We start from the raw sequence: 24,474 nt of genomic DNA on the forward strand, positions 1-24,474 counted from the left end.
CTCAACCGAGTGAGCGGATGGCGGTCTTGTAGCTCTCCACAATGCCGGCAAAGTCGGCATCCGCGGCGACCAATTTCGACGGATGCCCATCCCAGGCATTGGGGCCGAAACTATGTTCGTCGAGCTTCTGGATGGATTGGCCGATGGCGATGCCCTCGGTGACGACGCGGACTGGCCCCGAACGCAGGGTAAACAGGTCCGGTGCCACCAGATAAGCGGCGGCCGCCACGTCGTGCAGGCAACAACCATCCATCTGATTTCGCTGCCGATAAAGGGCCTCATAACCGCGAGAGATATCCCAGAGGAAACGGCCGGCCTCTCCGCTTTCGGCCAGTTCCGCGGCATCATCGTGGCTTGCCATGCAGTGACTGGTGACGTCGAGGCCGATGGCTGTCACAGGCCAGGCGGCTGTGAACACCTTGTCGGCGGCGTGCGGATCGTTGTGAACATTGGCCTCGGCCACCGGCGTAGCATTGCCGCGCCGGCCACCCCAGGCGAAGGCGCCACCCATGATCACCACGTCCTTCACCAGCGCGGCGATGCCGGGATCGCGCTCCAGGGCGAGGGCAAGGTTGGTCAGCGGCGCCACGGCAAGAATGGTGACCTTGCCGGGATTGGCCCTGATGATTTCGACGATCCGGTCAGCGGCGTGACCCTCGGCCGGCTCGGCTGAGAAACCCTCGACAACGTCCACGTCACCGAGACCGTCGTCGCCATGGACGAAGGTCGGCGCCCTCAGGCGCTTGATGGTCAGCGGCTGGGTAGCGCCGGAATAGACCGGTGCGTCGATGCCGAAGCGCTGCGTGAGGTAGAGAGCATTGCGAGTGGTAATATCGGTCTCGGCGTTGCCGAACACAGTGGTGATGGCGGCAAGTTTCAAACTCGGCTGCGCTTTCAGGAACAGCAGTGCCATCGCATCGTCGATGCCCGGATCCGTATCGAAAATGACAAGGTTTTTGTCCGTATCGGCCATCGCCTATTCCTTTAGCGCAATCCTATGATCCAAGAGGCGAGCAATCGATCTTGGCCAGGCGTTATTTGCTCCGTCCAATTCCAAACTGGCACGGGGCCAATCGGTCTGCCGACGGCTCGCGCGCCAGCTTACATATCGTTTCAAGAGGAGGTAAGCCTTTTGCGCCGAGGGGACACGCCATTCCCCATGCAGCGGCCCCGATCAGGCCGACGGCAGAATTTTGCCGGGGTTGAAGATGCCCTTCGGATCGACGGCGGTTTTGATCGCCCGCATCAGTGCAAGGCCAGCGTCACCGAACTCTTCGCGCATGTAGTCGATCTTGCCTGAGCCGATGCCATGCTCGCCGGTCGAGGTGCCACCGACGGCGATGGCGTGATGAATCAGCTCCGCGTTGATCGATCTGACGCGGGCAAGCTCGTCCGCGTCGTCTGGATCGACAGCGAACATGACATGGAAATTGCCGTCACCCACATGACCGAGGATCGCGGCCGTAGCACCGGCCTTTTCGACGAGGTCGCGGGCGAGCGCGACAGAGGCCGCAAGCTCGGAAATCGGCACACAGATGTCCGTCGCCCAGCCCTTCGAGCCGGCACGGGCAGCAAGCACAGCGTAGAAGGCGTCGTGCCGCGCCTTCCACAGACGTGATCGTTCTTCGGGCGTCGTCGCCCAGGTAAAGGCGGTGCCCCCGAAATCGGCGACGATATCCTTCACGGTCGCCACCTGGTCTTCGACGCTCTGCCCAGAGCCATGAAATTCGAACACCAGCGTGTCGCCGCCTTCAAGCGTCAAACCGGAAAACGCGTTGGTGTAATCGACGAGCCGCTTTTCCATCAATTCGACGCGGGCGATCGGCACGCCATACTGGATGACGGCGATGGCCGCCTCGGCAGCGCTCACAAGATCGGGGAAGCGACAGGTGGCGGCGGCAGCGGCCTCTGGAATGCCGTGAAGGCGCAGCGTTACCTCGGTGATGATACCGAGCGTGCCCTCCGATCCCACAAACAGTCGGGTTAGGTCATAGCCAGCAGCCGACTTACGGGCACGGCTCGCCGTACGGATCACGTCGCCATTGGCCAGAACAACGGTCAGCGACAGCACATTCTCGCGCATGGTGCCATAGCGGACGGCGTTGGTGCCAGAAGCGCGCGTTGCCGCCATGCCGCCGAGGGTGGCATTGGCACCGGGATCCACGGGAAAGAACAGGCCCTGGTCGCGCAGATAGGCGTTGAGGTCCTCCCGCGTCACACCGGCCTCGACCGTGCAGTCGAGGTCCGCCGGACTAACCCGCAGGATCTTCCGCATGCGAGTGAGATCGAGCGACAATCCCCCCTTGGTGGCTGCCAAGTGGCCTTCAAGCGAGGTACCTGCGCCAAAGGCGATCACTGGAATATCCTCGGCAGCGCAGAGCCTCACGGCTTCGGCTACTTCTTCGGTATTCTCGGCGAACAAGACGGCATCGGGAGCGGCGATGGCGTGATGGGTTTCGCCGCCACCGTGCTGGGCGCGTAGCGCCGGTGAGCGGGAGAAGCGGTTGCCATAGCGGGCGCCGAGCGTCTTAAAAGCCGCGGAGTCTTCGTACATCTTATTTCCGATCAGCCGCCGTATTCGATGATTTCGAGGCCGGCGTTGTAGTCGGTCGCGTAGATAAGTCCAGCGGCGTCGACGAACACGTCGGTCGACTGGATGACTCTGGGGCGGCCCGGCCGGCGATCGGTCATGACGGTCGGCGCCGCCGGCACCAGGGCGCCGGTTTCCTTTGGTCGATAGGGATCGGAGATGTCGAAGGCGCGAATGCCGGCGTTCTGCCAAGTGGCGAAGATCAGCGTATCGGAGACGAAGCTGCCGGGACGGTTCTCATGGAGGTTATGTGGACCGAAGTGGCCGCCTTTGTTGGCGTAGTCGATCTCGTCCGGCACCGGCAAAGTCGAGATGGAAATGGGATTGGACGGCTCACGGATATCGAACAGCCAGGTCAGCTTGCGACCGTCTTCCTCATTGTCGAGGACCGCTTCATCGGCCACCACCAGAAGATTGCGCGCCACCAGCGGAAGAGCTGAATGAGTACCGCCGCCATAGGGCGGACACCAGTTACGATGGACGATGAGCTTTGGCGTGGAACGATCTGAAATATCAAGTAAAGTTAGTCCACCGTCACGCCAACAAGCGTAGGCGGTATCGCCGTGGACAAGGGCATGGTGCAGTGCCCAGCGCCGCCCCTCGGGCGCGCCGAGAACCTCGCCGGCAGCCTTGTTCATGCCCGGCAGCCACCACTTTCCGGCGATGAAAGGCTTCGTCGGATCGGCAAGGTCGATGGTGACGAAGATGTAGTCGGTAAAGCCCGGAAGCAGTGCCGAGGCGTAGGCCCAACGGCCACCGACATACCACAGGCGGTGGAAGCCGATGCCACCTGAATCGAGCTGGCCGATCTTCCTTGGCCGGTCGGGCTTGGAGATGTCGTAAACGGTCATTCCGGCCGTCCAGGCCTGTCGAGCCGCGGCGTCGGCGAAGGTCTCGCCCACCGACTTGGTGTAGTAGACCTTCTCGTCCTGGGAAACATCGACATCGGCGAACAGGTCGAGCGCGTTGATCACCAGCAGCAGGTCGTCATGCGCCTGGAGATGAATGTTCCAGGTATTCTCCGGCGCCGGGACATAGGTCACCTCGCCGGGCCGCTTGGGATCGCGCACGTCGACAATCGAGAAGCCACGCGACCAGGGATGGCCGACATAGGCAAAGCCCCGATGGACCATGAGTTGCAGGCCGTCACTTCGGCCGCCGATATCGGAATGGCCGATCAGCTTCATGTTGCGGGAAAAGTCGGGGGGCAGCAGGTCGAGGCTCATTGGGCACCAGCGGAAAACAGGAAACGAGTTGGGCGTCGCTTCAGGCGACGCCCCTTCGTAAGTGACAAGCGACGAAGAATTACTTCTTCGGTGCCGGAATCCAGCTGGCTGTGGCGGCATCGGAAGCGCTGAAGGCGGGGAACTTCCGCTGCAGGTCCTCGATGGTCTCAATCTTGTTGTTCACAAGATCGTCGCGGGTGACCAGCGTCGGCTGAAGGAGAACCGAATGGCCGGGATCCTGGCCGGCGATGGCCAGAGATACGGCGCGGACGGACACTTCGCCGACCACGGCGGCATTGGTGGCGGCAGTGGCCACCCAGGCGCTATTCGGCTCGATCATCAGCTGGATGTCGGCGGTCGAGGTGTCGACGCCGTAGATCTTCACCTTGTCGGAGACGCCCAGTTCGTCGGTGGCGAGCTTGACGCCCTTGGCGAACTCATCCCACGGGGTGAAGATCACCGAGATATCCGGGTTGGCGCGCAAGACCGCCTTGGTCTGATCGGCGACCGAGGCCGGCACGGTGTCGTTGACCACGCCCCAGACAGCTTTCTCTGTCAGCTTGTGCTTCTCGACGAAGTCCTTGAACACGGCGTAACGTCGGTCGAGTGGCGCAAAGCCGGCGACATACACGGCACCGGCGGTGAAGCCGTCACCCTTGTCCTTGACGGCCTGTTCCAGGACAAGGCGAGCCATGTCCTTGTCGCTCTGCTCGATCTGCGGGATCGCCGGGTTGTCGAGGTCGACGTCGTAGGCCACCACCTTGATGCCGGCGTCGAGCGCCTTCTGGGCAACGTCCTTCAGGACTTCCGGACGGCCGTTGTTGATGATGATGCCCTTGACGCCGCGATTGATCGCTTGCTCGACGAGATTGCGCTCGGTGTCGTTGTCGTTGCGGGCCTGCGAAAGCGTCAGCGTGGCGCCCAGGGCCTCGGCTTGGCGCTTGGTGCCGGCTTCGAAGGCTTGCAACCAGTCGCCACTGCCAAGGAAGGAGACGACAGCGATTTCGACACCGCCCTTGTCGAATGGGGCAGGGGCGCCCGCCAGGCCTTCGGCGGCGACGGGAGAGACAAGGAGAGCGGCACCGACCGCGAGGCCGGAGGAAAGGATCGAGGTCTTCATGGGGTTTCCGTTGCTGGGAGTTAAGGGATCAAGCGGTCAGGAGCGGGTACGGCCAAGGCCGTAGGTCATGGCAAGCGCGCCGACGAGCACGGCGCCCTTTACGAAATCCTGCGTGTAGTAGGGGGCGTTGAGCATGGTGAGTCCGTTGAGCAGCACGCCGACGAACACCGCGCCAACAACCGTGCCGAACACGTTGGGCCGGCGGAGGCCGAGTACCGTAAACCCGATCAGCGAGGCAGCCACCGCGTCCATCATCAGCGACGAACCGGACGAAACGTCACCGCGACCGACGCGGGCGGCCACGACGATGCCGCCGATCGAAGCGAGCGTGCCCGAGATCACATAGGACAGCACCTTCATGCGAGCGGTCGAGACGCCAGCGAGGCGGGCAGCCAGCTCGTTGCCGCCCGTGGCAAACAGAAGACGGCCGGCGCGGGTGTGCTCGGTCAGCACGTACAGAACGACGGCAACAATCAACGTCAGCAACACAGGCACGGGGATGACGCCGCCAATGCTTGTACGGCCGATCGTCAGGAACAGCGGATCGTATTTGCCGAGAGCGGTGGAGCCATCCTCCAGGATCAGGCCAGCGGATATCGACCGGCCTGCAGTGGGGATGAGCTGCAGCCCGGTCAGGAGGAACATCATGGCAAGCGTCGCCAGCATGTCGGGGATACGCAGGCGCACAATCAGGAAGGCGTTGATAAGGCCGACAGCGGCGCCGAAGGCCAGGACCAGAGGCACGGTTTCGAAAACGCCGAGCCGCCAGACGATCATGGCGTAGCTCGCCGCCATCACTGACGAAGCGGCGGTGGCGCCAACCGATAGATCGAAGCCGCCAACGGCCATGGAAATGGTAACGCCGGCCCCGAGGATCGCCACAACGGCCACGGCCTGCAGGATACTCATCAGGTTATTGATGCCGATGAATGCCGGCTGGGCGAGGGTGAAGCCAACCATCAAAGCGGCAAGCAGAATGAAGATCGCGCCGTTGCGAACGAGGTCACCGAGGCGGTGGACCGGATGAAGGCTGGCCGCCGGGGCCGGCACGGCATCGCTGTCGGACGTCATGGATGGGCTTCCTGAAAGTTGGTCGTTTCGCCAAAGGCGCTTGAAAGAGAATGGCCGTCGAGCGCCACGACGCGGTCGGCAACCTCGGCCGCCTCCTCGGGATCGGAGGTAGCTATCAGCGTGGCACGGTCGGTGTGGCGGCGAAGGGTGGCGATGATGTCCTGCCTGGCGCCGAGGTCGACGCCCTGGAATGGCTCGTCGAGCAGCAGTACACGGCTCGGCTCGGCCTCCCAACGGGCGATAACGGTCTTCTGCTGGTTGCCGCCGGACAGCGACCAGACCGAGGCGGCCGGTGAAGCCGCGCGGATGCCGAGACGGGAGATGGCACCTTTCCCCTCAGCGGTTTCGCGGTCTCCGAGGATGAACCCCGATGGAAACCAACGCTCAAGATGGGGCAGGCTGATGGTGGCACGCACCGCCTCGCCAGGCCAACCGGTTGGCATCAGCGATGTGCGATGGCGGTCCTCGCCGGCCATGACGACACCGGCGGCAATGGCTTCGGCTGGATCGCGTGGGGCATAGCGCCGGCCGTCGAGCCACATCTCGCCGGTGGCAAAGCGCCCCTCGCCGAAAATGCCGGTAAGAAGGCGGCTCTTGCCAGCGCCGAGCACGCCGGTCACTGCGACCACTTCGCCGGCATGAAGATCCAGGTCGAAGGGGCGGGCATGCGGCAGCAGACGAATGCCCTTCAGACGGAGCACGGCCGGTCCGGCCGGCGGGCGAGCGTCGGGATGGGCGCTCGCTAGCGGCCGGCCAATCATTGTCTCCACGGCGGCGTCGAAATCGATCGGCCGGCGGAAACTGCCGGCGGTGCGTCCGCCGCGCAGCACCTCGACCCGGTCGGCCAGCGCTTCCAAATCGGCGAGGCGGTGAGAGATGTAAAGAATGGCAATGCCACGGGCTGCCAGATCCCTCAGCACGGCGTAGAGCCGCTGGGCCTCGGCCCCCGACAGACTGGCAGTCGGCTCATCGAGAATGAGGAGCTCCGCCTTGCGGCCAATGGCGCGGGCGATGGCGACCAGTTGCCGGTCGGCGGCCGAGAGATCGGCGAAGTCACGGTCGAGCGGCAGATCAAAGCCGGCCTCGTCGACGATGGCGCGCGCCTGCCGACGGACGCTGCGGCGGTTCAAAAAGAAGGGCGTGGCACGGTCGGCATAGCGGTCGATAAGCAGCGAGTCGGCAACCGACAGGCCGGGAATTCCGACGACGCCAGTCGATTGATGAACGGTGACGATGCCCGCGGCCGCTGCCTCGGCCGGGGACCGGGGACTAAAGGGCTGATCGTGGAAGCGAATATCGCCGGCATCAGCCTGGATCACGCCGGACAGGATCTTCACCAGAGTCGATTTGCCGGCGCCGTTGGAACCCATCAGTGCGACGATCTCGCCAGCCTCAACGTCGAGCGAAGCACCAGCGAGCGCCCGCGTCGACCCGAAGGCCTTGAAGACATTGCGAAGAGAAACAAGCGCCATCAGTTTGATCCGGTAAAGCCGGTCGCGAAACCGGAATGCCCGCCGATAGTATCGTTGCGCCACTGAGGCACAAAGCATGACGGGCGCGTTGTCTTTCAAGGAATGAAATTTGAATCCCGTTTTTTGGCTTTCTATAGGATCTTGTACTCAATACACGACAAGACATCTCTGGTTGCGGTGATGTGACGTTGCGTGCTGGGCGTCAGCGACATGAAATGACTCCGCTGCCCGTCTCCGCCAGACAGTTAAATCCAGAATTCTCAATAAAATCAGTGATATCACGTATTCAGCCACCTTCAAGTCGTCCGGTTTTCCGGACGGTGTATCGCGGTCCGTGTCCGGAAATCCGGAAAATCCGATCAGTCGATCCACGAATTAAATCGATAAAACAAACGTTTAGCCGGCAGCTCAAGTTGGCACGGCTGATGCCATTCAGTTGGCATGCGACGGCCGCCTTCCGAGGAGGGAACGAGGACGGAGGGTCGGGGCATGGTCGGTTCGCGGATGTTGGCCTCAACGGCCGCGCGCCCCGGATCGAAGCCATCTCGGCGCCCGACATATCGGGCGGCCGGACAGTCCTGGAGAGAGGCCCAGCACGGGGATGAAGTGCGCCGGGCAGGAGGAACGAACATGACGGATATCACTCGCAATGACGCGATTACGACGGAGACGGGCAGCAGCCTTTTCTCCCGCGTTGTCGCCTACAAGGTCGGCCCGGTGCCGCTCCCGCTCTACATCGCCATTGCCGCCGTCGTCTTCGGCGCGTCGGTGGTCGGTAAACTCCCGGCCGATATGATCGGCGGCTTTGCTACCATCATGGTGCTGGGGTTCTTGCTTGGTGAGATCGGCAGCCGCATTCCCTATCTGAAGAGTATCGGCGGGTCGGCCATCCTCTGCCTGTTCGTGCCCTCGGCCATGCTCGGCTATCAAGTCATGAATCCGGCAACGTCCGACGCCATCAAGGCGGTGATGAAGACGTCGAATTTCCTCTATCTCTACATCGCATGTCTGGTGACCGGCTCGATGCTCGGCATGAACCGCAAGGTTCTGATTCAGGGCTTCCTCAAGATGTTCGTGCCGCTTGCTGTCGGCACGCTCGGCGCCGTCGCAGTCGGCGGTCTCGTCGGCATGGCCTTCGGCTATGATTTCAAACACACCTTCTTCTTCATCGTCATGCCGATCATCGCCGGCGGCATTGGCGAAGGTATCCTGCCGCTGTCGCTCGCCTATTCCGAGATCCTCGGCACGGCGCAGCCGGCGCTAATCGCCTCGCTGATCCCGGCCGCGCTGATCGGCAATGTCGTGGCCATTATTTCCGCCGGCGTTCTCAAACGCATCGGCGAGAAGAAGCAGCGCTATTCCGGCAACGGCCTTCTGGTTCGTACCGGCGACGACAACGAGTTCCTCAAGGAAATGGCCACCGAGAAGAAGCTCGAGCTGCCACTGATGGGCGCCGGTCTCCTGATGGCCTGCACCATGTTCATCCTTGGCGCCTTCCTCTCCCCCTATACCGGTATTCCCGGCCCAATCCTGATGATCATCGGCGCGGCTCTGCTCAAGGTGTCGAAGCTGATACCGGCGCAGATGGAGACCGGCGCCCACCAGATGTACAAGTTCATGACCACCAACATGACCTTCCCGCTGCTGGTCGGCCTCGGCACCCTCTACGTTCCCTGGAACGATCTGATCGCCGCTTTCACGCCCGCCTATTTCACCATCTGTGCCGCCACCGTGCTGGCGATGGTTTCCTCGGGCTGGTTCATCGGCAAGCTGCTGGGGATGTATGAGGTCGAAGCAGCCATCGTCACCTGCTGCCATTCCGGTCTCGGTGGCACCGGCGATGTCGCCATCCTCTCAGCGTCGAACCGTATGGGCCTGATGCCCTTCGCCCAGATCTCCACCCGCATCGGTGGCGCGGGCATGGTGGTGCTGGCGGTCTTCCTCCTGAAGGCTCTTGGCTGAACTCCATACTCAAGGCATGCACAGGCCGTCCGGCTTTCCAGTCGGGCGGCCTTGCGCTATCGATGGGACATGGGAAGCCTGCGGGAGGAACCGTATTGGCCGGGGAAGCCGAGAGCATCGTGCCTAAACGTCGCCGGCTTCGCCTTGCGGCGGTGCTACCGTTGGCCGGCGCTCTTGCCTTCGCAGCGTTGGTGGCTTTCGTCGCCTACCGTGTCGCCTTCGAGCTTTCGCTTTCCACCACCCGCGCCAATGCCGGCCATCGGCTCGATCTTTACGCGGCGAGTTTCGAAAGAGAGGTCGGCAAATACGCGAGCTATCCGTACGTCATGGGTCTTGATGGCACCATTATCGCCCTGCTCGTAAGTCCAACCGACTCTCTACTTCGCTACCGCGCCGACAGTTACCTTGAGGCGCTCAACGATCGCATCGGCACGCTCGACGTTTTCCTGTTGGACAAGACGGGGCGGGTGATTGCCTCCAGCAACTGGAACAAGTGGGACAGCTTCGTCGGCCGTGACCTCTCCTACCGTCCCTACTACCAAAACGCCGGTGCCGGCCGGGTGACCCGCTTCTACGGCATCGGCACCACAAACCTTCAACCGGGCTATTTCCTGGCGACGGCGATCACCCGAGGCAACGACACGCTGGGTATCAGCGTCGTGAAGGTCAGTCTTGATCAGCTCGAACGCTCCTGGGCGTCGGCGGAGTCGCCGGCCATTCTCAGCGACGAGCATGGTGTCGTCGTGCTGTCTTCGGTGCCTGGCTGGAAATACGGAACGCTGGCGGCGCTCGACGAAAAAGCCCGCCGGGAAATTGCCGAGGCGCAGCAGTATAATGACCGGTCCCTGGCGCCGATCGGCCTTTCAACGCTAAGGGAACTTGACGATCGTACCCGCATCGTCCGCCTGCCGGGCGCGGCCGGAACGGACGGCGGCTTTTCCACTCAGGGGCTCTTCCTCTCCGAAAGCCGAGCGATGCCCGAGACACCGTGGACGCTCACCGTGTTCACCGACCTCTCGGAGATGGATGATCTGGCACGTCTGTGGGCGGCGCTCGTCGGTCTCGGTAGTCTGCTGTGTCTGGGCCTATTGGCGGTCTACCGCCAGCGGCGGCGGCATCTTCGCGAAATTCTGGCGGCGCGCGCCGCGCTGCAGCGGGCTCACGATCATCTCGAAAGCGAAGTGGTCGAACGAACGGCAGCGCTGTCGACGACCAATGAGCGACTGCGCCGCGAGGTGGAGGAGCGCGAGCGTGCCGAGCGCACGCTACGCGATGCCCAGTCCGGCCTCGTTCAAGCCGGTAAGCTCGCCAGCCTCGGTCAGCTCTCAGCCGGTCTCGCTCACGAACTTAACCAGCCTCTCGCCGCCCTCGTCACGCTGTGTGGCAATGCGGTGAGATTCCTGGAACGCGGCGAACTTGACACCGTACGCAGCAATCTCGAACGGGTTCGGCCGCTGGTCGAACGCATGGGGCACCTGACCGGCGAACTCAAGATCTTCGCGCGCAAATCATCCGGTGAGCCGCAGCGCGTCGGACTGCGCAAGGTTATTGATGACGTGTTGTTCCTGCTCAATCATCGCCTGACACGCGGAATAGTTGCGGTGATGATCGACATTGAGGGGGGCAATATCGATCTTTGGTGCGATCCCAACCGCTTCGAACAAGTGCTGCTCAACCTGATCGGCAACGCCATCGACGCCATGGAAGGGGAGGAGGATCAGCGTATTTTCCTCTCTGCCCGGCGCGAAGGGGGACTCGCCCGCATCGACATTCGGGACAGCGGGCCAGGCCTGCCTCCGGAGAGGCTGGATCATATGTTCGAGCCGTTCTTTACCACCAAGGCACCGGGCGTCGGCCTCGGGCTGGGCCTTACGATTTCCGCCGGTATCATCCGCGACTTTGGCGGCGAACTTGTCGCCAGCAATGCAGAGGACGGCGGGGCCGTCTTCTCGATGACCATTCCAACAGGCGCCGGAGAGGCGACATGACGAAGGCCACGATCGACGATCTCCGGGTGCTGATCGTCGAGGACGATCCCGACGTGCTGCTCGGCTGCGAGCAGGCGCTTCAGCTCGAGGGTATGCAAACGATCGGCGTCGGCTCGGTGGAAGAGGCGCTGCGCCGGATCGCCGAGGCTAAGCCGGGGGTCATTGTCTCCGACGTGCGCCTGCCCGGACGAGACGGCCTCTCGCTCCTCAGGGAAATGCAGGCGGCCGATGCCGACCTGCCGGTCATCCTCATCACCGGCCACGGCGACGTATCGCTCGCAGTGCAGGCGATGCGCGCGGGCGCCTACGACTTCATCGAGAAGCCCTTTTCGCCGGAGCATCTGGTCGAGGTGGTGCGGCGGGCGCGCGAGAAGCGGGCGCTGACGCTTGAGATCGTTCGCCTCCGTCACAAGCTTTCCGATGGTGGCCGCCTGGAGGGACGCATCATCGGCCGCTCGCCGGCCATCGTGAAACTTCGTCGAGTCATCACCGACATCGCCGGGACCAACGCCTCGGTGTTGATCAGTGGCGATACCGGCACCGGCAAGGAGCTGGTCGCCCGTTGCCTGCATGACGAAAGCTCTCGTCGCAAGGCCCACTTCGTGGCGATCAACTGTGGTGGACTGCCGGAGCATCTTGTCGAAAGCGAATTGTTTGGCCACGAGGCAGGCTCCTTCACCGGGGCCACCAAGCGCCGCATCGGCAAGATCGAACATGCGAGCGGTGGCACGTTGTTCCTCGACGAGGTGGAGACCACGCCGGTCAGCGTGCAAATCAAGCTGCTGCGCGTCTTGCAAGAGAGAACTCTGGAACGACTTGGCTCCAATACCTCCGTTCCCGTCGATTGCCGGATCATCGCCGCCGTCAAGGGCGACCTCGGCAAGATGGCGGCCGAGGGCCGTTTCCGGTCCGATCTCTACTATCGGCTCGCCGTCGCCTCGCTGACGCTGCCCGCGCTTCGCGACAGGCGCGAGGACATCCCGCTCCTGTTCGCCCACTTCGCGGAGCAAGCCAGCGTCGTGCACGGCCGTCCGGCGCCAGCACTCGACGATATCCGCCTCCGCACGCTGATGGCCTACGACTGGCCGGGCAACGTGCGCGAGTTGCGCAATGTCGCCGATCGCTGCGTGTTGGGTATCGAGGCTGGTTTCCCGCCGTTTGCTGAGGCAGCGGCCCTCGAACCATTGTCGCTGACCGAGGCGGTGCTGGCCTTCGAACGGGCGATGATCGTTGACGCGCTCGGCCGCAGCGGCGGCAGTCTCGGCCGGACCGCTTCGGCGCTCAGGATTGCCAAGTCGACTCTCTACGACAAGATGACGCGCCTCGGCCTCGCCGAGGGCCAGCGCGAGCCGTAAGGTCGGTTCAAGCAAAATCGGGCAAACGCGGCGTGCTGTCGAGAAGCCGTTGCGTGTAGGGATGTTTCGGCGCCGACAGGATGTCTCGCGCCGGCCCTTGCTCGACGATGCGGCCCTTCTCCAAGATGACGAGATCTTGGCAGAGAAGGGCCACGAAGCCGATGTCGTGGGAAACGAGCACCAGCGTCGTCTTTTCCGACAGCGATTTCAGGAGATCGACGATGCGGATACGCGTCGTGAGGTCAAGCGCGCTCACCACCTCGTCGGCCAGCACCAGTTCGGGTTGCGACACGATAGCACGAGCGATGGCGATGCGCTGGCGCTGGCCGCCCGAGAACTCATGCGGATAGCGGTCTGCTGCGTCAAGAGGAAGGTCCACCGATGCCAGCGCTCCGGCAACGGCGGCGTCGATATCGGTTTGCACCCTCAGCGATCGCAAGGGTTCGGCGACGATGTCGGCCACCTTTTGGCGCGGGTCGAGCGACGAATATGGGTCTTGAAACACGGCCTGGACCGCCCGCCGGAAGCCGCGCATGAACGGCCGGTCGCGGGGATCAAGCGGCTCACCGCGAAAGGTGATTTGTCCGGACGTTGGCCGGGCAAGGCCGAGCAGCAGACGCAGGATGGTGGTCTTGCCGGATCCGCTCTCGCCGACGATGCCAAGGTTGCGGCCTGTCTCGATGCGAAGGTCGATACCGTTGAGCACTGAACGGCCGTGACCGTAGGCAAAAGAGACGGCGTTGAGATCGATGAGGCTCATAACGCCGCTCCGATGGCGTGATCGAAGGCGCGGGCCGCTTCGACGAGGCCTTGGGTGTAGGGGTGGCGCGGCTGGCCAAATACTTTGGCGACTTCGCCTTCTTCGACCAGTTCACCTGCCCGCAGGACGAGCACCCGATCGACGGCAGTCCCGACCACCGGCAGGTCATGGCTGATAAAGAGAAGCCCCATGTTCTCCTCGCGCACCAACGTCTCGAGCAGCTTCAGCACTTCGGCCTGAGTGGTGACATCGAGTGCCGTGGTCGGCTCGTCGGCGATGAGAAGGCTCGGCCGGCAAGCAAGCGCCATGGCGATCGCCGCCCGCTGACGCTGGCCACCGGACATCTGATGCGGATAGGAACGGGCAAGGCGCGCCGGATCGGGCAGGGCGACACGGGCCATCAGAGCCGATACCTCTGTGGCGAGATCATTGCGAGAGATAGATCGTCCATCGCGGCGGGCGCGGCGGCGCAACACTTCGGCTATCTGATCGCCAATACGCATCAGCGGATCGAGCGCGGTCAGCGGCTCCTGGAAGATGGTGGCGACGGCAGTGCCTCGGAGGCGGACGACATCGCGGTCGGCGGTGCCCACGACTTCTTGGCCGGCGAGCAGGACGGAACCGGAAGCCGTCATGCCCTCGGGCAGAAGACCGATGGCGGCAAGCGCCGTCAGCGACTTGCCGGAACCGCTCTCGCCAATCAGGCCGACCCGTTCGCCGGCGGCAAGGCCGAGGGACACGCCGGAGACGAGCCGCCGGCCAGCGTGGCTGATGGAGAGGTTTTCGATACGGAGAAGATCAGCCATCAACGCCTCCACCGGGTCGGATCGGCGACGTCGCGGAGACCGTCGGCAAACAGGTTGAGGCCGATCACCAGCGACACCAGAGCGAGACCCGGCGCGATGGCGCCAAGGGGCGCAGTGTAGACGGTGGCCTGTGCCTCCTGCAGCAATCGTCCCCAGGACGCGTTGGGCGGCGGCGCGCCCAGACCAAGGTAAGACAACGACGCCTCGGCGATCACCGCAAGACCGAACTGCAGGGCGAAGTTGACGATCAGCGTCGGCCAAATGTTCGGTAACACGTGGATGCGGACGATGCCGAGCCAGCTTGTGCCCGATACGCGCGCAGCGGTGATGTAATCCATGGCCAGTACGCGCTTCGCCAGGATGCGGGTGAGGCGAGCGACGATGGACGAAGCAGCGATACCGATGGCAAAGATGGCCGTGCCGAGGCTGGCACCATCACTCGCGGCCACAATCAACATGGCGAGCAGCAGCGTTGGAAACGCAATCAGGATATCGAGCGTCGCGGCCAGCACGTCGTCGACCGCGCGGGACGCAAAAGCGGCCAGCATGCCTACGGTAACGCCAATCGCCGCGGCGATGGTCACGGCACCAACGCCGACGCTAAGCGCGATGCGGGCACCCACCATGATCTCGGTAAAAAGATCGCGGCCGAGTCGGTCGGTCCCAGCCCAATGGGCGAGAGATGGGGCAGCCAGACGACCGCCGGTCATTGCCGCCGGGTCATACGGCGTCCAGACGAGAGTCAGCAACCCAACGACGACATGGAGGCCGACAAGGGTTGCCCCAATCACAAAGGCCGGGGTGACGCGGAAGTTTGACTTTGGAGCGAGGGGGGACACCACGGCGGTCATGACCGTGCTCCGCTTGTCCCACGCAGGCGGGGATCGACAAGACGCTGTATGAGATCTGCGCCGAAGCCGACAAGGAGGACCAGAAGCGTCGAGATGAACAGTACGCCCTGAACGCTCGGATAGTCGCGCTGTTCGATGCCGGTGAGCAGCATGGAGCCTAGACCTGGCAGGGAGAACACCCGCTCGACCACCACTGCGCCGAGCAGCGTTGACGCAAGCTCGATGCCGAGGATGGAGATCACGGGCACAGCGCCATTGCGAATGCCGTGACGGATGAGCGCTTCGCCGTAGCCGGCGCCAAGTGCGCGGGCGGTGCGGAGGTAATCAGAGCCAAGCACGTCGAGTGTCGCCGAGCGAATATAGCGGATCAGCGAGGCCGACATGACCAAGGCGATCGTCAGGATAGGCAGCGTCAATTGATGCAAGGCTGCGAACGGGTCACGCCAACCGGAGGTCGGAAAGCCGCTCGAGGGAAACAGCCGCAGCTTCACGGCGAAGGCAGTAACCAGGAGGATGCCGATCCAGAAAACCGGGATGGCGACGCCGAGCTGCGAGACAACGGAGATAAGGCCACCATACCAGCGGTCGCGCTTGACGGCGGCAAGGATACCGAGCGGCAGAGCCAGGACAATGGCGCCGGTAAAGGCCAGGGCGGTGAGCGGCAGCGTCAGTGTCAGGCGGCGACCGATTTCCTCCAGCACCGGCACGCCGGACACGAAGGAGGCGCCGAGATCGAAGCGGCCGAGCTGCCCGAGATAGCGGATGAACTGGGCCGCAATCGGCAAGTCGGAGCCAACCTGCCGGCGGGCGGCTTCAATCTGTTGAGGGTCGGCACCCACCGATACCAGCGCGTTAGCGGGATCGCCGGGCAGCAGACGCAGCAACAGAAAAAGGACAGCGGCGGCGATCAGCACCGAAACCAGGAGGATCGCTGTCCGACGGACGAGATAGGCGAATATGACGGCACCTTTGAAAAAAGCGGCAAACGCCGCCCGAGCTTAGGTCGGGCGGCGTCGCGTGTCGAGGCAAGCGGATGAGAGATCAGTCCGCCTTCTTGATGCCGTAGGCGAAGAACTGCGAGTTAAGGCCGTTGAGCGGGTAGCCGGTGACCGACTTCTTCGACACCACGATCTGTGGGTAGAGGTAGAGCCAGTTGCTGGCGGCATCCTCGGCGATCTGGATGTTGGCTTCCTTCAGCTTCTCGGTCTGCTCGTCGACGGTCTTGGCTTCCTCGGACGCCTTGATCAGATCGGTGACCTTGGGATTGTTGTAGCCCCAGTAGAAGTCGGGGTTGCCGTAGAAGACGATGTCACGGTGGTTGACGTGCTCCTGCAAGGTCGCCTGGAAGTCGTGCGCCTTGTAGACCTTGGTGTACCACTCGTTGGCGGTGATGACGTTGATGTTCACCTTGACGCCGATCTTGGCCAGTTCGCCTTGCAGGAACTGCGCGGCGAGCGGATGGGGGTCGTAGTTGGGGGTGTCGATGGTGAAGGTGAAGCCATCGGGATATCCCGCTTCGGCGAGCAGCGCCTTGGCGCTTGCCGGATCGTAAGCATCGACCTTGGTGAGGTCGACGTACCAGGGATCGGTCGGCGGCACGAAGGAGCCGATCAGCGTGCCATAGTCGCCCCATACCGCTTCCAGCAGCTTCTTGTCGTCGACGGCCCGGGCCAGCGCCTTGCGCACCTTGACGTTGTCGAAGGGGGCGACACGGTCGTTGTAGGCAAGGATCAGCTTGGTGGTCGACTTGCCCTCGGCGACGGCGAAGTCGGGGTTGTCCTTGAACTGAGCCAGCGAATCCGGGCTCTGCACCGAAGTGATGACATCCACGGCGCCAGTCAGTAGCGCGTTATTGAGGGCGGTCGCCTCGGTGAAATATTTGAAGACGACCTCGCCGTTCTCGGCCTTCGGCCCCCAGTATTTGTCGAAACGCTTGACGGCAAGCTGCGCGCCACGCTGCCAGCCTTCGAGGGCGTAGGGACCGGTCCCATCCTCGGTAGACTGCAGATCCTTGGCCTTGTCGTTGATCACCCAGACATAGGAGAGATTGTAGGGCAGCGAGATCGACCGCGACGAAAGCTTGACGACGACGGTCGCGTCGTCCGGCGTTTCGATGGAGGCGATCGGCTTCAGCGAGTTCTTGCGCGAACTCTTGCTGTCGGCCGAGGTGACGCGCTCGATCGACCACTTGACATCGGCGGAGGTGAGCGGATCACCGGAATGGAAGGTGACGCCCGGTTGCAGCGTGAAAGTGTATGTAAGGCCGTCGTCGGACACCTTGTAGTCCTTGACGAGGCTCGGCGACACCGAGCCGTCGTCATTGAGACGGAACAGGGCTTCGTAGACGTTGCCGTTGAAGGCTTCGTTGATGCCCTGGCCAGCACCGGCGGTGTTGTCGAGGTTCTGCGGCTCGTAGAGCGAGCCAACGTTGATGGTGGCATCGACACCGCCTTCGGCGGCCAGAGCCGGCCCAAGGCCCATCACAAGCAGCGCGGCGGCCGTCGTTGCTTTCAGAACCGAGAGTGGGGTCCGGGGCGCGCGGGCGGGCAAAGCGGTCATAATTCTCTCCTCGAAGGATGGCCGACTGGGCGACCTATTGCGGCCAGTCTAGCCGAGGCATGGGAAATGAGAATGTCGGGGCCGTCTGAAATGCTCGGTGCCATAGAAACAGGTTTGCGCGAAACAGGTCGTATTCGGATAAATTTACCCGTATAGGCATCCATAGACAAGTTCTGTGGGATTGTTGAAATTCACACGACGGGCTCGCCGTCGATGATGTCGATCGCTGTGTGGTAGCTGTTGCCGATGGTGCAAACCTTGTGCGCCTCCTCGATCAGCGACCGCCGTTCGGCGTCGTTGAAGTCGCCTTCGATCGCGAAGCGGCAGGTCTGGCGGGCGATGCGCGACGGCGGTTCCGCTGCCTTGGCGCCGATCACCTCCACTGAAACCGAGCCGAGCCGATCGTTAAGGCCGAGATTGCGGGCTGCAATACGGACACTGAGCGCCAGACAGCCGGCCAGCGAAGCATCCAGCAATTCGAGCGGATTGAAGCCTTCCATCGATGGCGAACCGGCCAGCGCCAGGCTGGCGCCGGAGCGGGCGACAACGTCACCTCGGCCATTGCGATCGAGGCTTGCGTTGGCACCCATTGGGCGGACTCTGACCTGCGACATGACTATCTCCTCTGCGGGAACCGACACGGTGCGCGGAGGATAATCAAATTGCGGGGCAGGGGCGAGCAACGAACGCTCGAAAAGAAGCGGCGGCGCTACCGCTGCCGGTACGCCGCCGCTCAGTCTGCCGGTGGGAGGGTTCAGATATCAAACTGAGCCGGCAGGATCACCAGATCGCGGACGATGACGTTGCGTGGCCGCGTCAGCATGAACAGCACCGCCTCGGCAACTTCCTCGGGCTCGATGAGACCGCCGGCTGCCTTCAGGGCGGCAAGCCGCTCCGGCACCCAGTCTTTGAGGAGGGCGGTGATCACCGGACCCGGCTGTACCGCGCCGACGCGCACGTCATGCTTGGCCACCTGGCGGCGAACGGTGTGCACGAAGGCCTGCACGGCATGCTTGGACGCGGTGTAGATCGGCTCGACCATCACCGGCACCACGCCGGCCACCGAGCTGGTCATCAGGATGTCGCCGTGCTTGCGCTCGATCATATAGGGCAGAACGGCATGCACGGTGCGGAACGCCGCGTTGATGTTGAGGTTCAGCATGCGGTCCCAGGCGTCGGGATCGCCCGTGGCAGCGTCACCGCCAATATAAGCGCCAGCGTTGGCATGCAGAATGTCCAGTTTGCCGGCCTTTTCCAGGATCTGCGGCAACATGGTCGCGACGCTCTTGGGATTCAGGAGGTCGATTCGAACCGGGAACGCCTTGGCGCCGATTTCGGCGCAGGCCTTGGCAAGACCTTCTTCGTCGCGATCGACGATGGCGACACGGGCGCCGGCGTCAGCCATGGCCTTGGCGCACGCCAAGCCGATACCGGAGGCACCACCAGTGATGGCGGCAACCTGACCTTCAATACTCACAGCCATTTCAGTCTCCTTTCGTCCATCTCCGACGGACGTTCACTTTGTTTGTTGGGCGTTTCCTCTGGTGTTTTTTCATGCCGCCTGCAGCAGGCCGCCGAGACGCATCTGCTCGATCATCCAGCGGCGGGCCGTGGCGATCTCCACCACCGGTTCGTCGGATTTCTCGGTCCACATCTCCATCAGGAAGGGGCCGCGATAGCCGAGGTCGGCGAGTGTGGAAAAGCAGGCCTTGAAGTCGACGCAGCCGTCACCAAACGGCACGTCGCGAAACTGGCCCGGGAAGTCGCCGGTTACCTTGCGCGTGTCTTTCAAGTGGATGGCAACGATGCGGTCGATACCCGCCCTGAGCTCGGCGTCAACGTCATTGCCCCAGGCCGTGAGGTTGCCGAGGTCGGGATAGACGCAGAAGTAAGGCGAATGGATGAGTTGGTCGTATTCGCGCCAGCGGGTGATTGAGTTGATGAAGGCGGTGTCCATGATTTCGACCGCCAGCATCACCTGCGCCTTGGCGGCCTCGCCCACCGACCACTGCAACCCCTCAATGAACCGCTCCTTGGTGCCGATGTCGGCTTCCTCGTAGTAGACGTCGTATCCCGCCACCTGGATGGTGCGGATGCCGAGATCGACGGAGAGGTCGATTGCCCGGCGCATGATGTCGCGCGCTTTGACACGCGTCGACGCCTCGCGGCTGCCGAACGGAAAGCGCCGATGGGCGGACAGGCAGACGCTCGGCACGGAAACTCCGAAGTCGCTTACGCTGGCACAGAAGGCAGCGCGCTCGGCTTTCGACCAGCTGAGACGCGTCATGCGCTCATCGGTTTCGTCGATCGACATTTCGACGAAGTCGAAGTCCAATGCCTTGGCAAGGGCTAGCCGCGCCGGCCAGTCGAGGTCCTTCGGCAGTGCCTTCTCGTAGATGCCCAGCGGGTTGGGCAGCGCCTCTCGGGTCACATCATCCTCCAGAACTTGATGGCTCTCAGCGTCCAGCCGGCAGGGTGGACAGCGTCTCGGCCAGACGGCGGAAGGCAGCGTATTTCTCGCGATAGGCAGGGAAGCTCTTGGCATCCGGCTCGATCAGCGCGCCGGACGGGCACATCGCCGCCATGGCTTCTTTGAAGCCTTTGTGGACGCCGGAGCCGACGGCGGCGGCGATGGCCGCTCCGAGGCAGCCGGACTGCTCGACGTGCATCACCTCGACCGGCATCTCCGAGATGTCGGCGACCATCTGCATCCAGGGCTTGGAGCGGGTTGGACCACCAGTGAGGCGCAAGGTCTTGTCACGACCGGACAGCTTGACGATCCGCTCGAGATGGACATGCTGCGAGAAGCAGATGCCCTCATAGACCGCCTGCAAAACCTGGCCGAGGCCATGGGCATTGGCGAGGCCGTGCAAGCCGGCCGAGAGGTCGTCGCCGAGGTTGGAGGCGAACAGATAGGGCAGGAATTGAATGCCGGTTCCAGCCTTCGGCAACGACGAAATCATCAGGTCGGCCTGGCGATAACAGTCGGGCAAGCCGCCGAGGAACGTGCGGACGAACCACTCGAGATTGCCGGCCGACGTCGGGCTGCCCTCGTGGACGAAGTAGCGATCGGGCATGCAGTAGCGGCCCCAGATGTAGGGCCACGTGTCGCCTTCCGGTTTCAGGATGCGGTCGGTGGTCCAGGTAACGATGGTCCAGGTGCCCATCACCACATTGACGAAGCTGGGATCGGAGAGGCCGGCGCAGACCGCCGCCGACACTACGTCGAAGAAGCCGCCGAACACCGGCGTAGCCGCCTTGAGGCCGGTTTCCTCTGCCGCCTTGCTGCTCAGGCCGGCCACGCATTCCTCAGATCCGACGACCGGCGGCAGGCAGCCCTCCATCTCGTCGATGCCGAACATCTTGAAAAGCGCAGGGTCGTAGGCGCCCTTCTCGACGTTGTAGAGGTTGCTGCCGGAGATGTTGGTGACCTCGGCGGCGAAAACGCCGGTCAGCTTATAGCGGATGAAGTCGTGGGCCATCAGCACGTGGCGCGTCCGACGGTAATTGTCCGGCTCGTTGGCCTTCATCCAGGCGAGCAGCGATACCGGATGGCCCGTCCACAGTTGCTGGTAGCCGTAAGGATAGCTCGCCGCGTCGAGCCCCTTGGCCTTCCAGTCCTTGACGATGGACAGCGAGCGGTTGTCCGAGGAGATAATGCCGTTGCGCACCGGCTCGCCATCGGCGTCGAGGGCGTAGAGCCCCTTGCCGTGGGCGGAGAAGCTGATACCGGCGATGTCATCGGCGGAAACGCCCGCTTCGGCGACGACGCGGCGAATGGTGCCAACGACGATCCGCCACATGGCATTCATATCGCGCTCGGACCAGCCGACATGGGCGGCGACGCCGTTGTCGACCTCGGATGCCACGGCCTTTTCGTGCCCTTCGGCGTCATAGAGACCGCTCTTGATAACGGTTCCGCCGATGTCGATTCCGAGAAAATAAGTCACAGCACTTGATCCTCTAGAGAAACGCGGCACAGGGTCCGGCTTGACACCGGGCAAAGAGGGTCCGGTCCGCCAGATCCATGGTCTGGCAGTCGGGAAGATTGTTCGGTTTGGGACGGTCGACGCCGTTTTGCATGGGACCGACCAATGGTCGGTCCTTGGTTTTGTCCGGGAGGCGCCTCGTTGACTCCGGGGCGCCTCGTTATGGTGTCAGCGTGTATTCCGCTTGCGGAGATAGCCGATGAGGACGGCGATCAGCAGAATGACGCCTTTGACGACGCGCTGGCTGTACGGCGACAGGCCGATCATGTTCAGGCTGTTATTGAGCACACCGAGCAGTAAGGCGCCGATCAGGGTGCCGACGATATGCCCACGACCACCGGTGATCGCCGTGCCGCCGAGCACGACGGCTGCGATGGCGTCGAGTTCCACGCCGATGGCCGAATTGGGCTGGCCGGACAGGAGACGCGAGGTCTGGATCATGCCAGCGATGGCAGCGGTAAAGCCGGAGATGGCGTAGACCATCAGCTTGATGCGAGCGGTACGGATACCCGACAGGATGGCCGCGTCTTCGTTGCCACCGACGGCGTAGATATAGCGGCCGATCGGCAGACGGTTCAGCACGAAGTAGGCCGCCGCGAAAACGATCAGCATGATCAGCGTCGGTATCGGTAGGCCGAGAATGTATTCGCGGCCGATGAAGCCAAACTCACGGTCGATCGGCAGCGGATAGCCATTGGTGTAGATCAGGCCGAGACCGCGCGGGATTTCCATCATCGCCAGCGTGACAATGATCGGGGGCAGGGCGAAGCGGGCGATGAAGAAGCCCGAGACCGAGCCGGTCAGTGTGCCGCCGAGCATAGCCACTAAAGCCGCCAGCCAGAAGGGGAAACCCATGTTGGCGATCATGCCGGCCATCAGCGTCGAGGCGAGCGCCACGATGGCGCCGACGGAGAGGTCGATGCCGCCCGTCAGGATGACGAAGGTCATGCCAACGGCGATGATGCCGGTGGTAGAAACCTGACGCGTGATGTTCATCAGGTTGTCGACCGTGAAGAAGTTCTCGTTCATCGTCGCGGTCAGGATCATCAGGACGATCAGCGCGACGAAGGACACGAACTCAGGCCTGGCGACGGTGGCCTTGGCAAGGCCGACCAGTCCGCCGGGTTGTTCGCGCGACGTCGCGCCGGTGGCTGCAGCTTCACCCATTTTCACCTCCCGAGGCGTAAAGCATTATTTTTTCAGAGTTGATGTCGGCACCGGTCAACGTGGCGCGGATCGAGCCGTAGCGCATGACCAACACGCGGTCGCAAAGACCGATCACTTCCGGCAGGTCGGACGAAATCACCACGACACCAAGGCCTTGCGCCGCGAGCTCCTGCAGCATGACGTAGATCTCCGCCTTTGCGCCCACGTCGATGCCGCGGGTCGGCTCGTCGAAGATCAAGAGCTTGCAGTTGCTGGCCAGCCAGCGGGCGATGATCACCTTCTGCTGGTTGCCGCCGGACAGCTCCGACACGGTTTTGAGATCGGAGGTGGTGCGGATGCGCATGCGCTGAATGAAGCGGTCGCTGAGCGCCTTCTCCTCGCGCGGCAACACCATGCCGAGCTTGTTGGTCAACCGAGCAACTGTGCTGATCACGATATTGGAGCGGATAGAGAACGGCAGGAACAAGCCGGTCCGCTTTCGGTCTTCTGGTAGGTAGCCGATGCCATGGGTCAGCGCTTCGTGCGGCGAACGCAGCTCGACCGGCTTGCCCTGGAACAGCACTTCCTTTTCGATGGAGGGATCGCGACCGATCAGCGCCAGAAAGCTCTCTGTCCGCTTGGCACCAACCAATCCTGCGATACCGAGGATTTCGCCGCGCCGCACCTCAAACGAGATCTCGTCCGAGCCGGGAAAGCGCAGCTTGCGCACTTCCATGATCGGTGGCTCAGTCTGCTCGGCGGCGCCGCGTTTCGGCGGGAACGCCTGCGTCACTTCGCGCCCGACCATTTTGGAAATTAGTTCGTCCTGGGTACAGTCGCTGACCGGGCCGGTGAACACATGGCAGCCATCGCGCAACACCGACACGGTGTCAGCGATCTCGAAGATCTCTTCGAGATGATGGGAGATGAAGAAGCAGCCGACGCCAAGCGCCTTGAGACGCTCGATCACCTCGAACAGCTTTTTGACCTCGCGCGGCGTCAAAGTCGCCGTGGGCTCGTCGAGCACCAGGAAATTGCAGCTGAAGATGGTCGCCTTGACGATTTCCACCGACTGCTGTTCGGCCACCGTCAGATCGGCAACGGGACAGTCGAGCGGGAAATACATGTCGAGCCGGTCGAGCGCCTCGCGTGCCATACGGCGCATGGTGCGGCTATCGAGCGTGCCGAGCTTGGTACGGATTTCGCGGCCGAGAAAGATGTTCTCATAGGCATTGAGATCGGGAACCAGACTGAATTCCTGGAAGATGATGTTGATGCCAAGCTTTTCCGACTCGCGTGTGCGTGTCGGATGAACTGCCTTCCCATCGATCAGCAGTTCCCCCTCGTCGGCCTGATAGACACCGGAAAGGATCTTCATCAGCGTCGACTTGCCGGCGCCGTTTTCGCCGACGAGCGCGTGAACCTCGCCGCGTTTCAGCGAGAGGGAGACATCGTTGAGGGCGACGATGCCGGGGAACCTCTTGGTGATATGTTTCATTTCGAGCATGGCGGAACCCTCGGAGCGCGCCGTTCCACACGGCGATGCTGATCGGACTGTCCGGAAAGCAGACCGCCGCGG

General features: G+C 62.9%; 20 protein-coding genes. 3 read left to right on the forward strand and 17 right to left on the reverse strand.

Translation table 11 applies throughout. From position 1 onward, the window contains the following. Nucleotide 1: 1 nt before the first annotated feature. From AB6N07_RS16360 to AB6N07_RS16385, 6 genes are all read right to left on the reverse strand, one after another. Nucleotides 2-973, reverse strand: coding sequence for a nucleoside hydrolase (locus AB6N07_RS16360; RefSeq protein WP_370674137.1), 972 nt, complete (start codon nucleotides 971-973; stop codon nucleotides 2-4). A gap of 201 nt (nucleotides 974-1,174) precedes the next feature. Next, nucleotides 1,175-2,554 (reverse strand): FAD-binding oxidoreductase, encoded by a 1,380-nt coding sequence (locus AB6N07_RS16365; protein WP_370674138.1) that lies wholly within the window; start codon nucleotides 2,552-2,554, stop codon nucleotides 1,175-1,177. 11 nt (nucleotides 2,555-2,565) lie between these two features. Then, a complete protein-coding gene (locus tag AB6N07_RS16370) occupies nucleotides 2,566-3,816 on the reverse strand; it encodes an LVIVD repeat-containing protein (protein ID WP_370674139.1) in 1,251 nt (416 codons plus the stop codon). Nucleotides 3,817-3,895: 79 nt separating this feature from the next. Continuing rightward, nucleotides 3,896-4,936 (reverse strand): substrate-binding domain-containing protein, encoded by a 1,041-nt coding sequence (locus AB6N07_RS16375; RefSeq protein ID WP_370674140.1) that lies wholly within the window; start codon nucleotides 4,934-4,936, stop codon nucleotides 3,896-3,898. A gap of 36 nt (nucleotides 4,937-4,972) precedes the next feature. After that, nucleotides 4,973-6,007, reverse strand: coding sequence for an ABC transporter permease (locus tag AB6N07_RS16380; protein WP_370674141.1), 1,035 nt, complete (start codon nucleotides 6,005-6,007; stop codon nucleotides 4,973-4,975). After that, on the reverse strand, nucleotides 6,004-7,479 hold the full coding sequence (locus AB6N07_RS16385) for a sugar ABC transporter ATP-binding protein (RefSeq protein WP_370674142.1): 1,476 nt from the start codon (nucleotides 7,477-7,479) through the stop codon (nucleotides 6,004-6,006). The genes AB6N07_RS16380 and AB6N07_RS16385 overlap by 4 nt, the downstream gene beginning before the upstream one ends. Before the next feature lie 630 nt (nucleotides 7,480-8,109). Here AB6N07_RS16385 and AB6N07_RS16390 point away from each other — a divergent pair. The 3 genes from AB6N07_RS16390 to AB6N07_RS16400 all read left to right on the forward strand — a co-directional run bounded on the left by AB6N07_RS16390 (nucleotide 8,110) and on the right by AB6N07_RS16400 (nucleotide 12,784). Further along, nucleotides 8,110-9,441 carry a 2-hydroxycarboxylate transporter family protein gene (locus tag AB6N07_RS16390; protein WP_370674143.1) on the forward strand — a complete coding sequence of 444 codons (1,332 nt, stop codon included), beginning with the start codon at nucleotides 8,110-8,112 and terminating at the stop codon, nucleotides 9,439-9,441. Nucleotides 9,442-9,560: 119 nt separating this feature from the next. Continuing rightward, nucleotides 9,561-11,429 (forward strand): ATP-binding protein, encoded by a 1,869-nt coding sequence (locus AB6N07_RS16395; protein ID WP_370674144.1) that lies wholly within the window; start codon nucleotides 9,561-9,563, stop codon nucleotides 11,427-11,429. Beyond that, a complete protein-coding gene (locus tag AB6N07_RS16400) occupies nucleotides 11,426-12,784 on the forward strand; it encodes a sigma-54-dependent transcriptional regulator (protein WP_370674145.1) in 1,359 nt (452 codons plus the stop codon). The genes AB6N07_RS16395 and AB6N07_RS16400 overlap by 4 nt, the downstream gene beginning before the upstream one ends. A gap of 7 nt (nucleotides 12,785-12,791) precedes the next feature. Here the strand turns inward: AB6N07_RS16400 and AB6N07_RS16405 are convergent, their stop codons facing one another. From AB6N07_RS16405 to AB6N07_RS16455, 11 genes are all read right to left on the reverse strand, one after another. Continuing rightward, the gene (locus AB6N07_RS16405) at nucleotides 12,792-13,544 is read right to left on the reverse strand and encodes an ABC transporter ATP-binding protein (RefSeq protein ID WP_370674146.1); all 753 of its coding nucleotides are present in this window, start codon (nucleotides 13,542-13,544) and stop codon (nucleotides 12,792-12,794) included. After that, nucleotides 13,541-14,350 (reverse strand): ATP-binding cassette domain-containing protein, encoded by an 810-nt coding sequence (locus AB6N07_RS16410; RefSeq protein WP_370674147.1) that lies wholly within the window; start codon nucleotides 14,348-14,350, stop codon nucleotides 13,541-13,543. Before AB6N07_RS16410 ends, AB6N07_RS16405 begins: the two co-directional genes overlap by 4 nt. Continuing rightward, on the reverse strand, nucleotides 14,350-15,201 hold the full coding sequence (locus AB6N07_RS16415; protein ID WP_370674148.1) for an ABC transporter permease: 852 nt from the start codon (nucleotides 15,199-15,201) through the stop codon (nucleotides 14,350-14,352). The genes AB6N07_RS16410 and AB6N07_RS16415 overlap by 1 nt, the downstream gene beginning before the upstream one ends. Then, nucleotides 15,198-16,160, reverse strand: a complete 963-nt coding sequence (locus AB6N07_RS16420) for an ABC transporter permease (RefSeq protein ID WP_370678260.1) — start codon at nucleotides 16,158-16,160, stop codon at nucleotides 15,198-15,200. The genes AB6N07_RS16415 and AB6N07_RS16420 overlap by 4 nt, the downstream gene beginning before the upstream one ends. Nucleotides 16,161-16,242: 82 nt before the next feature. Beyond that, a complete protein-coding gene (locus AB6N07_RS16425) occupies nucleotides 16,243-17,760 on the reverse strand; it encodes an ABC transporter substrate-binding protein (RefSeq protein ID WP_370674149.1) in 1,518 nt (505 codons plus the stop codon). Between the two features lie 191 nt (nucleotides 17,761-17,951). Further along, nucleotides 17,952-18,374, reverse strand: a complete 423-nt coding sequence (locus AB6N07_RS16430; protein WP_370674150.1) for an OsmC family protein — start codon at nucleotides 18,372-18,374, stop codon at nucleotides 17,952-17,954. Between the two features lie 140 nt (nucleotides 18,375-18,514). Continuing rightward, a complete protein-coding gene (locus AB6N07_RS16435) occupies nucleotides 18,515-19,243 on the reverse strand; it encodes an SDR family oxidoreductase (RefSeq protein ID WP_370674151.1) in 729 nt (242 codons plus the stop codon). Between the two features lie 69 nt (nucleotides 19,244-19,312). After that, nucleotides 19,313-20,191: an L-ribulose-5-phosphate 3-epimerase gene (locus AB6N07_RS16440; RefSeq protein ID WP_370674152.1), complete on the reverse strand. Its 879-nt coding sequence runs from the start codon at nucleotides 20,189-20,191 to the stop codon at nucleotides 19,313-19,315. Nucleotides 20,192-20,216: 25 nt separating this feature from the next. Beyond that, nucleotides 20,217-21,710, reverse strand: coding sequence for an FGGY-family carbohydrate kinase (locus tag AB6N07_RS16445; RefSeq protein WP_370674153.1), 1,494 nt, complete (start codon nucleotides 21,708-21,710; stop codon nucleotides 20,217-20,219). Nucleotides 21,711-21,917: 207 nt separating this feature from the next. Next, nucleotides 21,918-22,916: an ABC transporter permease gene (locus tag AB6N07_RS16450; protein ID WP_370674154.1), complete on the reverse strand. Its 999-nt coding sequence runs from the start codon at nucleotides 22,914-22,916 to the stop codon at nucleotides 21,918-21,920. Further along, nucleotides 22,909-24,402 carry a sugar ABC transporter ATP-binding protein gene (locus AB6N07_RS16455; RefSeq protein ID WP_370674155.1) on the reverse strand — a complete coding sequence of 498 codons (1,494 nt, stop codon included), beginning with the start codon at nucleotides 24,400-24,402 and terminating at the stop codon, nucleotides 22,909-22,911. Before AB6N07_RS16455 ends, AB6N07_RS16450 begins: the two co-directional genes overlap by 8 nt. Between the last annotated feature and the right edge of the window lie 72 nt (nucleotides 24,403-24,474).

Source organism: Pleomorphomonas sp. PLEO (genome assembly GCF_041320595.1).
GTDB lineage: Bacteria > Pseudomonadota > Alphaproteobacteria > Rhizobiales > Pleomorphomonadaceae > Pleomorphomonas.

Coding starts and splice junctions, on each gene's coding strand:
- AB6N07_RS16360 (WP_370674137.1), bottom strand. CDS start 973: ATGGCCGATACGGACAAAAACCTTGTCATTTTCGATACGGATCCGGGC.
- AB6N07_RS16365 (WP_370674138.1), bottom strand. CDS start 2,554: ATGTACGAAGACTCCGCGGCTTTTAAGACGCTCGGCGCCCGCTATGGC.
- AB6N07_RS16370 (WP_370674139.1), bottom strand. CDS start 3,816: ATGAGCCTCGACCTGCTGCCCCCCGACTTTTCCCGCAACATGAAGCTG.
- AB6N07_RS16375 (WP_370674140.1), bottom strand. CDS start 4,936: ATGAAGACCTCGATCCTTTCCTCCGGCCTCGCGGTCGGTGCCGCTCTC.
- AB6N07_RS16380 (WP_370674141.1), bottom strand. CDS start 6,007: ATGACGTCCGACAGCGATGCCGTGCCGGCCCCGGCGGCCAGCCTTCAT.
- AB6N07_RS16385 (WP_370674142.1), bottom strand. CDS start 7,479: ATGGCGCTTGTTTCTCTTCGCAATGTCTTCAAGGCCTTCGGGTCGACG.
- AB6N07_RS16390 (WP_370674143.1), top strand. CDS start 8,110: ATGACGGATATCACTCGCAATGACGCGATTACGACGGAGACGGGCAGC.
- AB6N07_RS16400 (WP_370674145.1), top strand. CDS start 11,426: ATGACGAAGGCCACGATCGACGATCTCCGGGTGCTGATCGTCGAGGAC.
- AB6N07_RS16405 (WP_370674146.1), bottom strand. CDS start 13,544: ATGAGCCTCATCGATCTCAACGCCGTCTCTTTTGCCTACGGTCACGGC.
- AB6N07_RS16410 (WP_370674147.1), bottom strand. CDS start 14,350: ATGGCTGATCTTCTCCGTATCGAAAACCTCTCCATCAGCCACGCTGGC.
- AB6N07_RS16415 (WP_370674148.1), bottom strand. CDS start 15,201: ATGACCGCCGTGGTGTCCCCCCTCGCTCCAAAGTCAAACTTCCGCGTC.
- AB6N07_RS16425 (WP_370674149.1), bottom strand. CDS start 17,760: ATGACCGCTTTGCCCGCCCGCGCGCCCCGGACCCCACTCTCGGTTCTG.
- AB6N07_RS16430 (WP_370674150.1), bottom strand. CDS start 18,374: ATGTCGCAGGTCAGAGTCCGCCCAATGGGTGCCAACGCAAGCCTCGAT.
- AB6N07_RS16435 (WP_370674151.1), bottom strand. CDS start 19,243: ATGGCTGTGAGTATTGAAGGTCAGGTTGCCGCCATCACTGGTGGTGCC.
- AB6N07_RS16450 (WP_370674154.1), bottom strand. CDS start 22,916: ATGGGTGAAGCTGCAGCCACCGGCGCGACGTCGCGCGAACAACCCGGC.
- AB6N07_RS16455 (WP_370674155.1), bottom strand. CDS start 24,402: ATGCTCGAAATGAAACATATCACCAAGAGGTTCCCCGGCATCGTCGCC.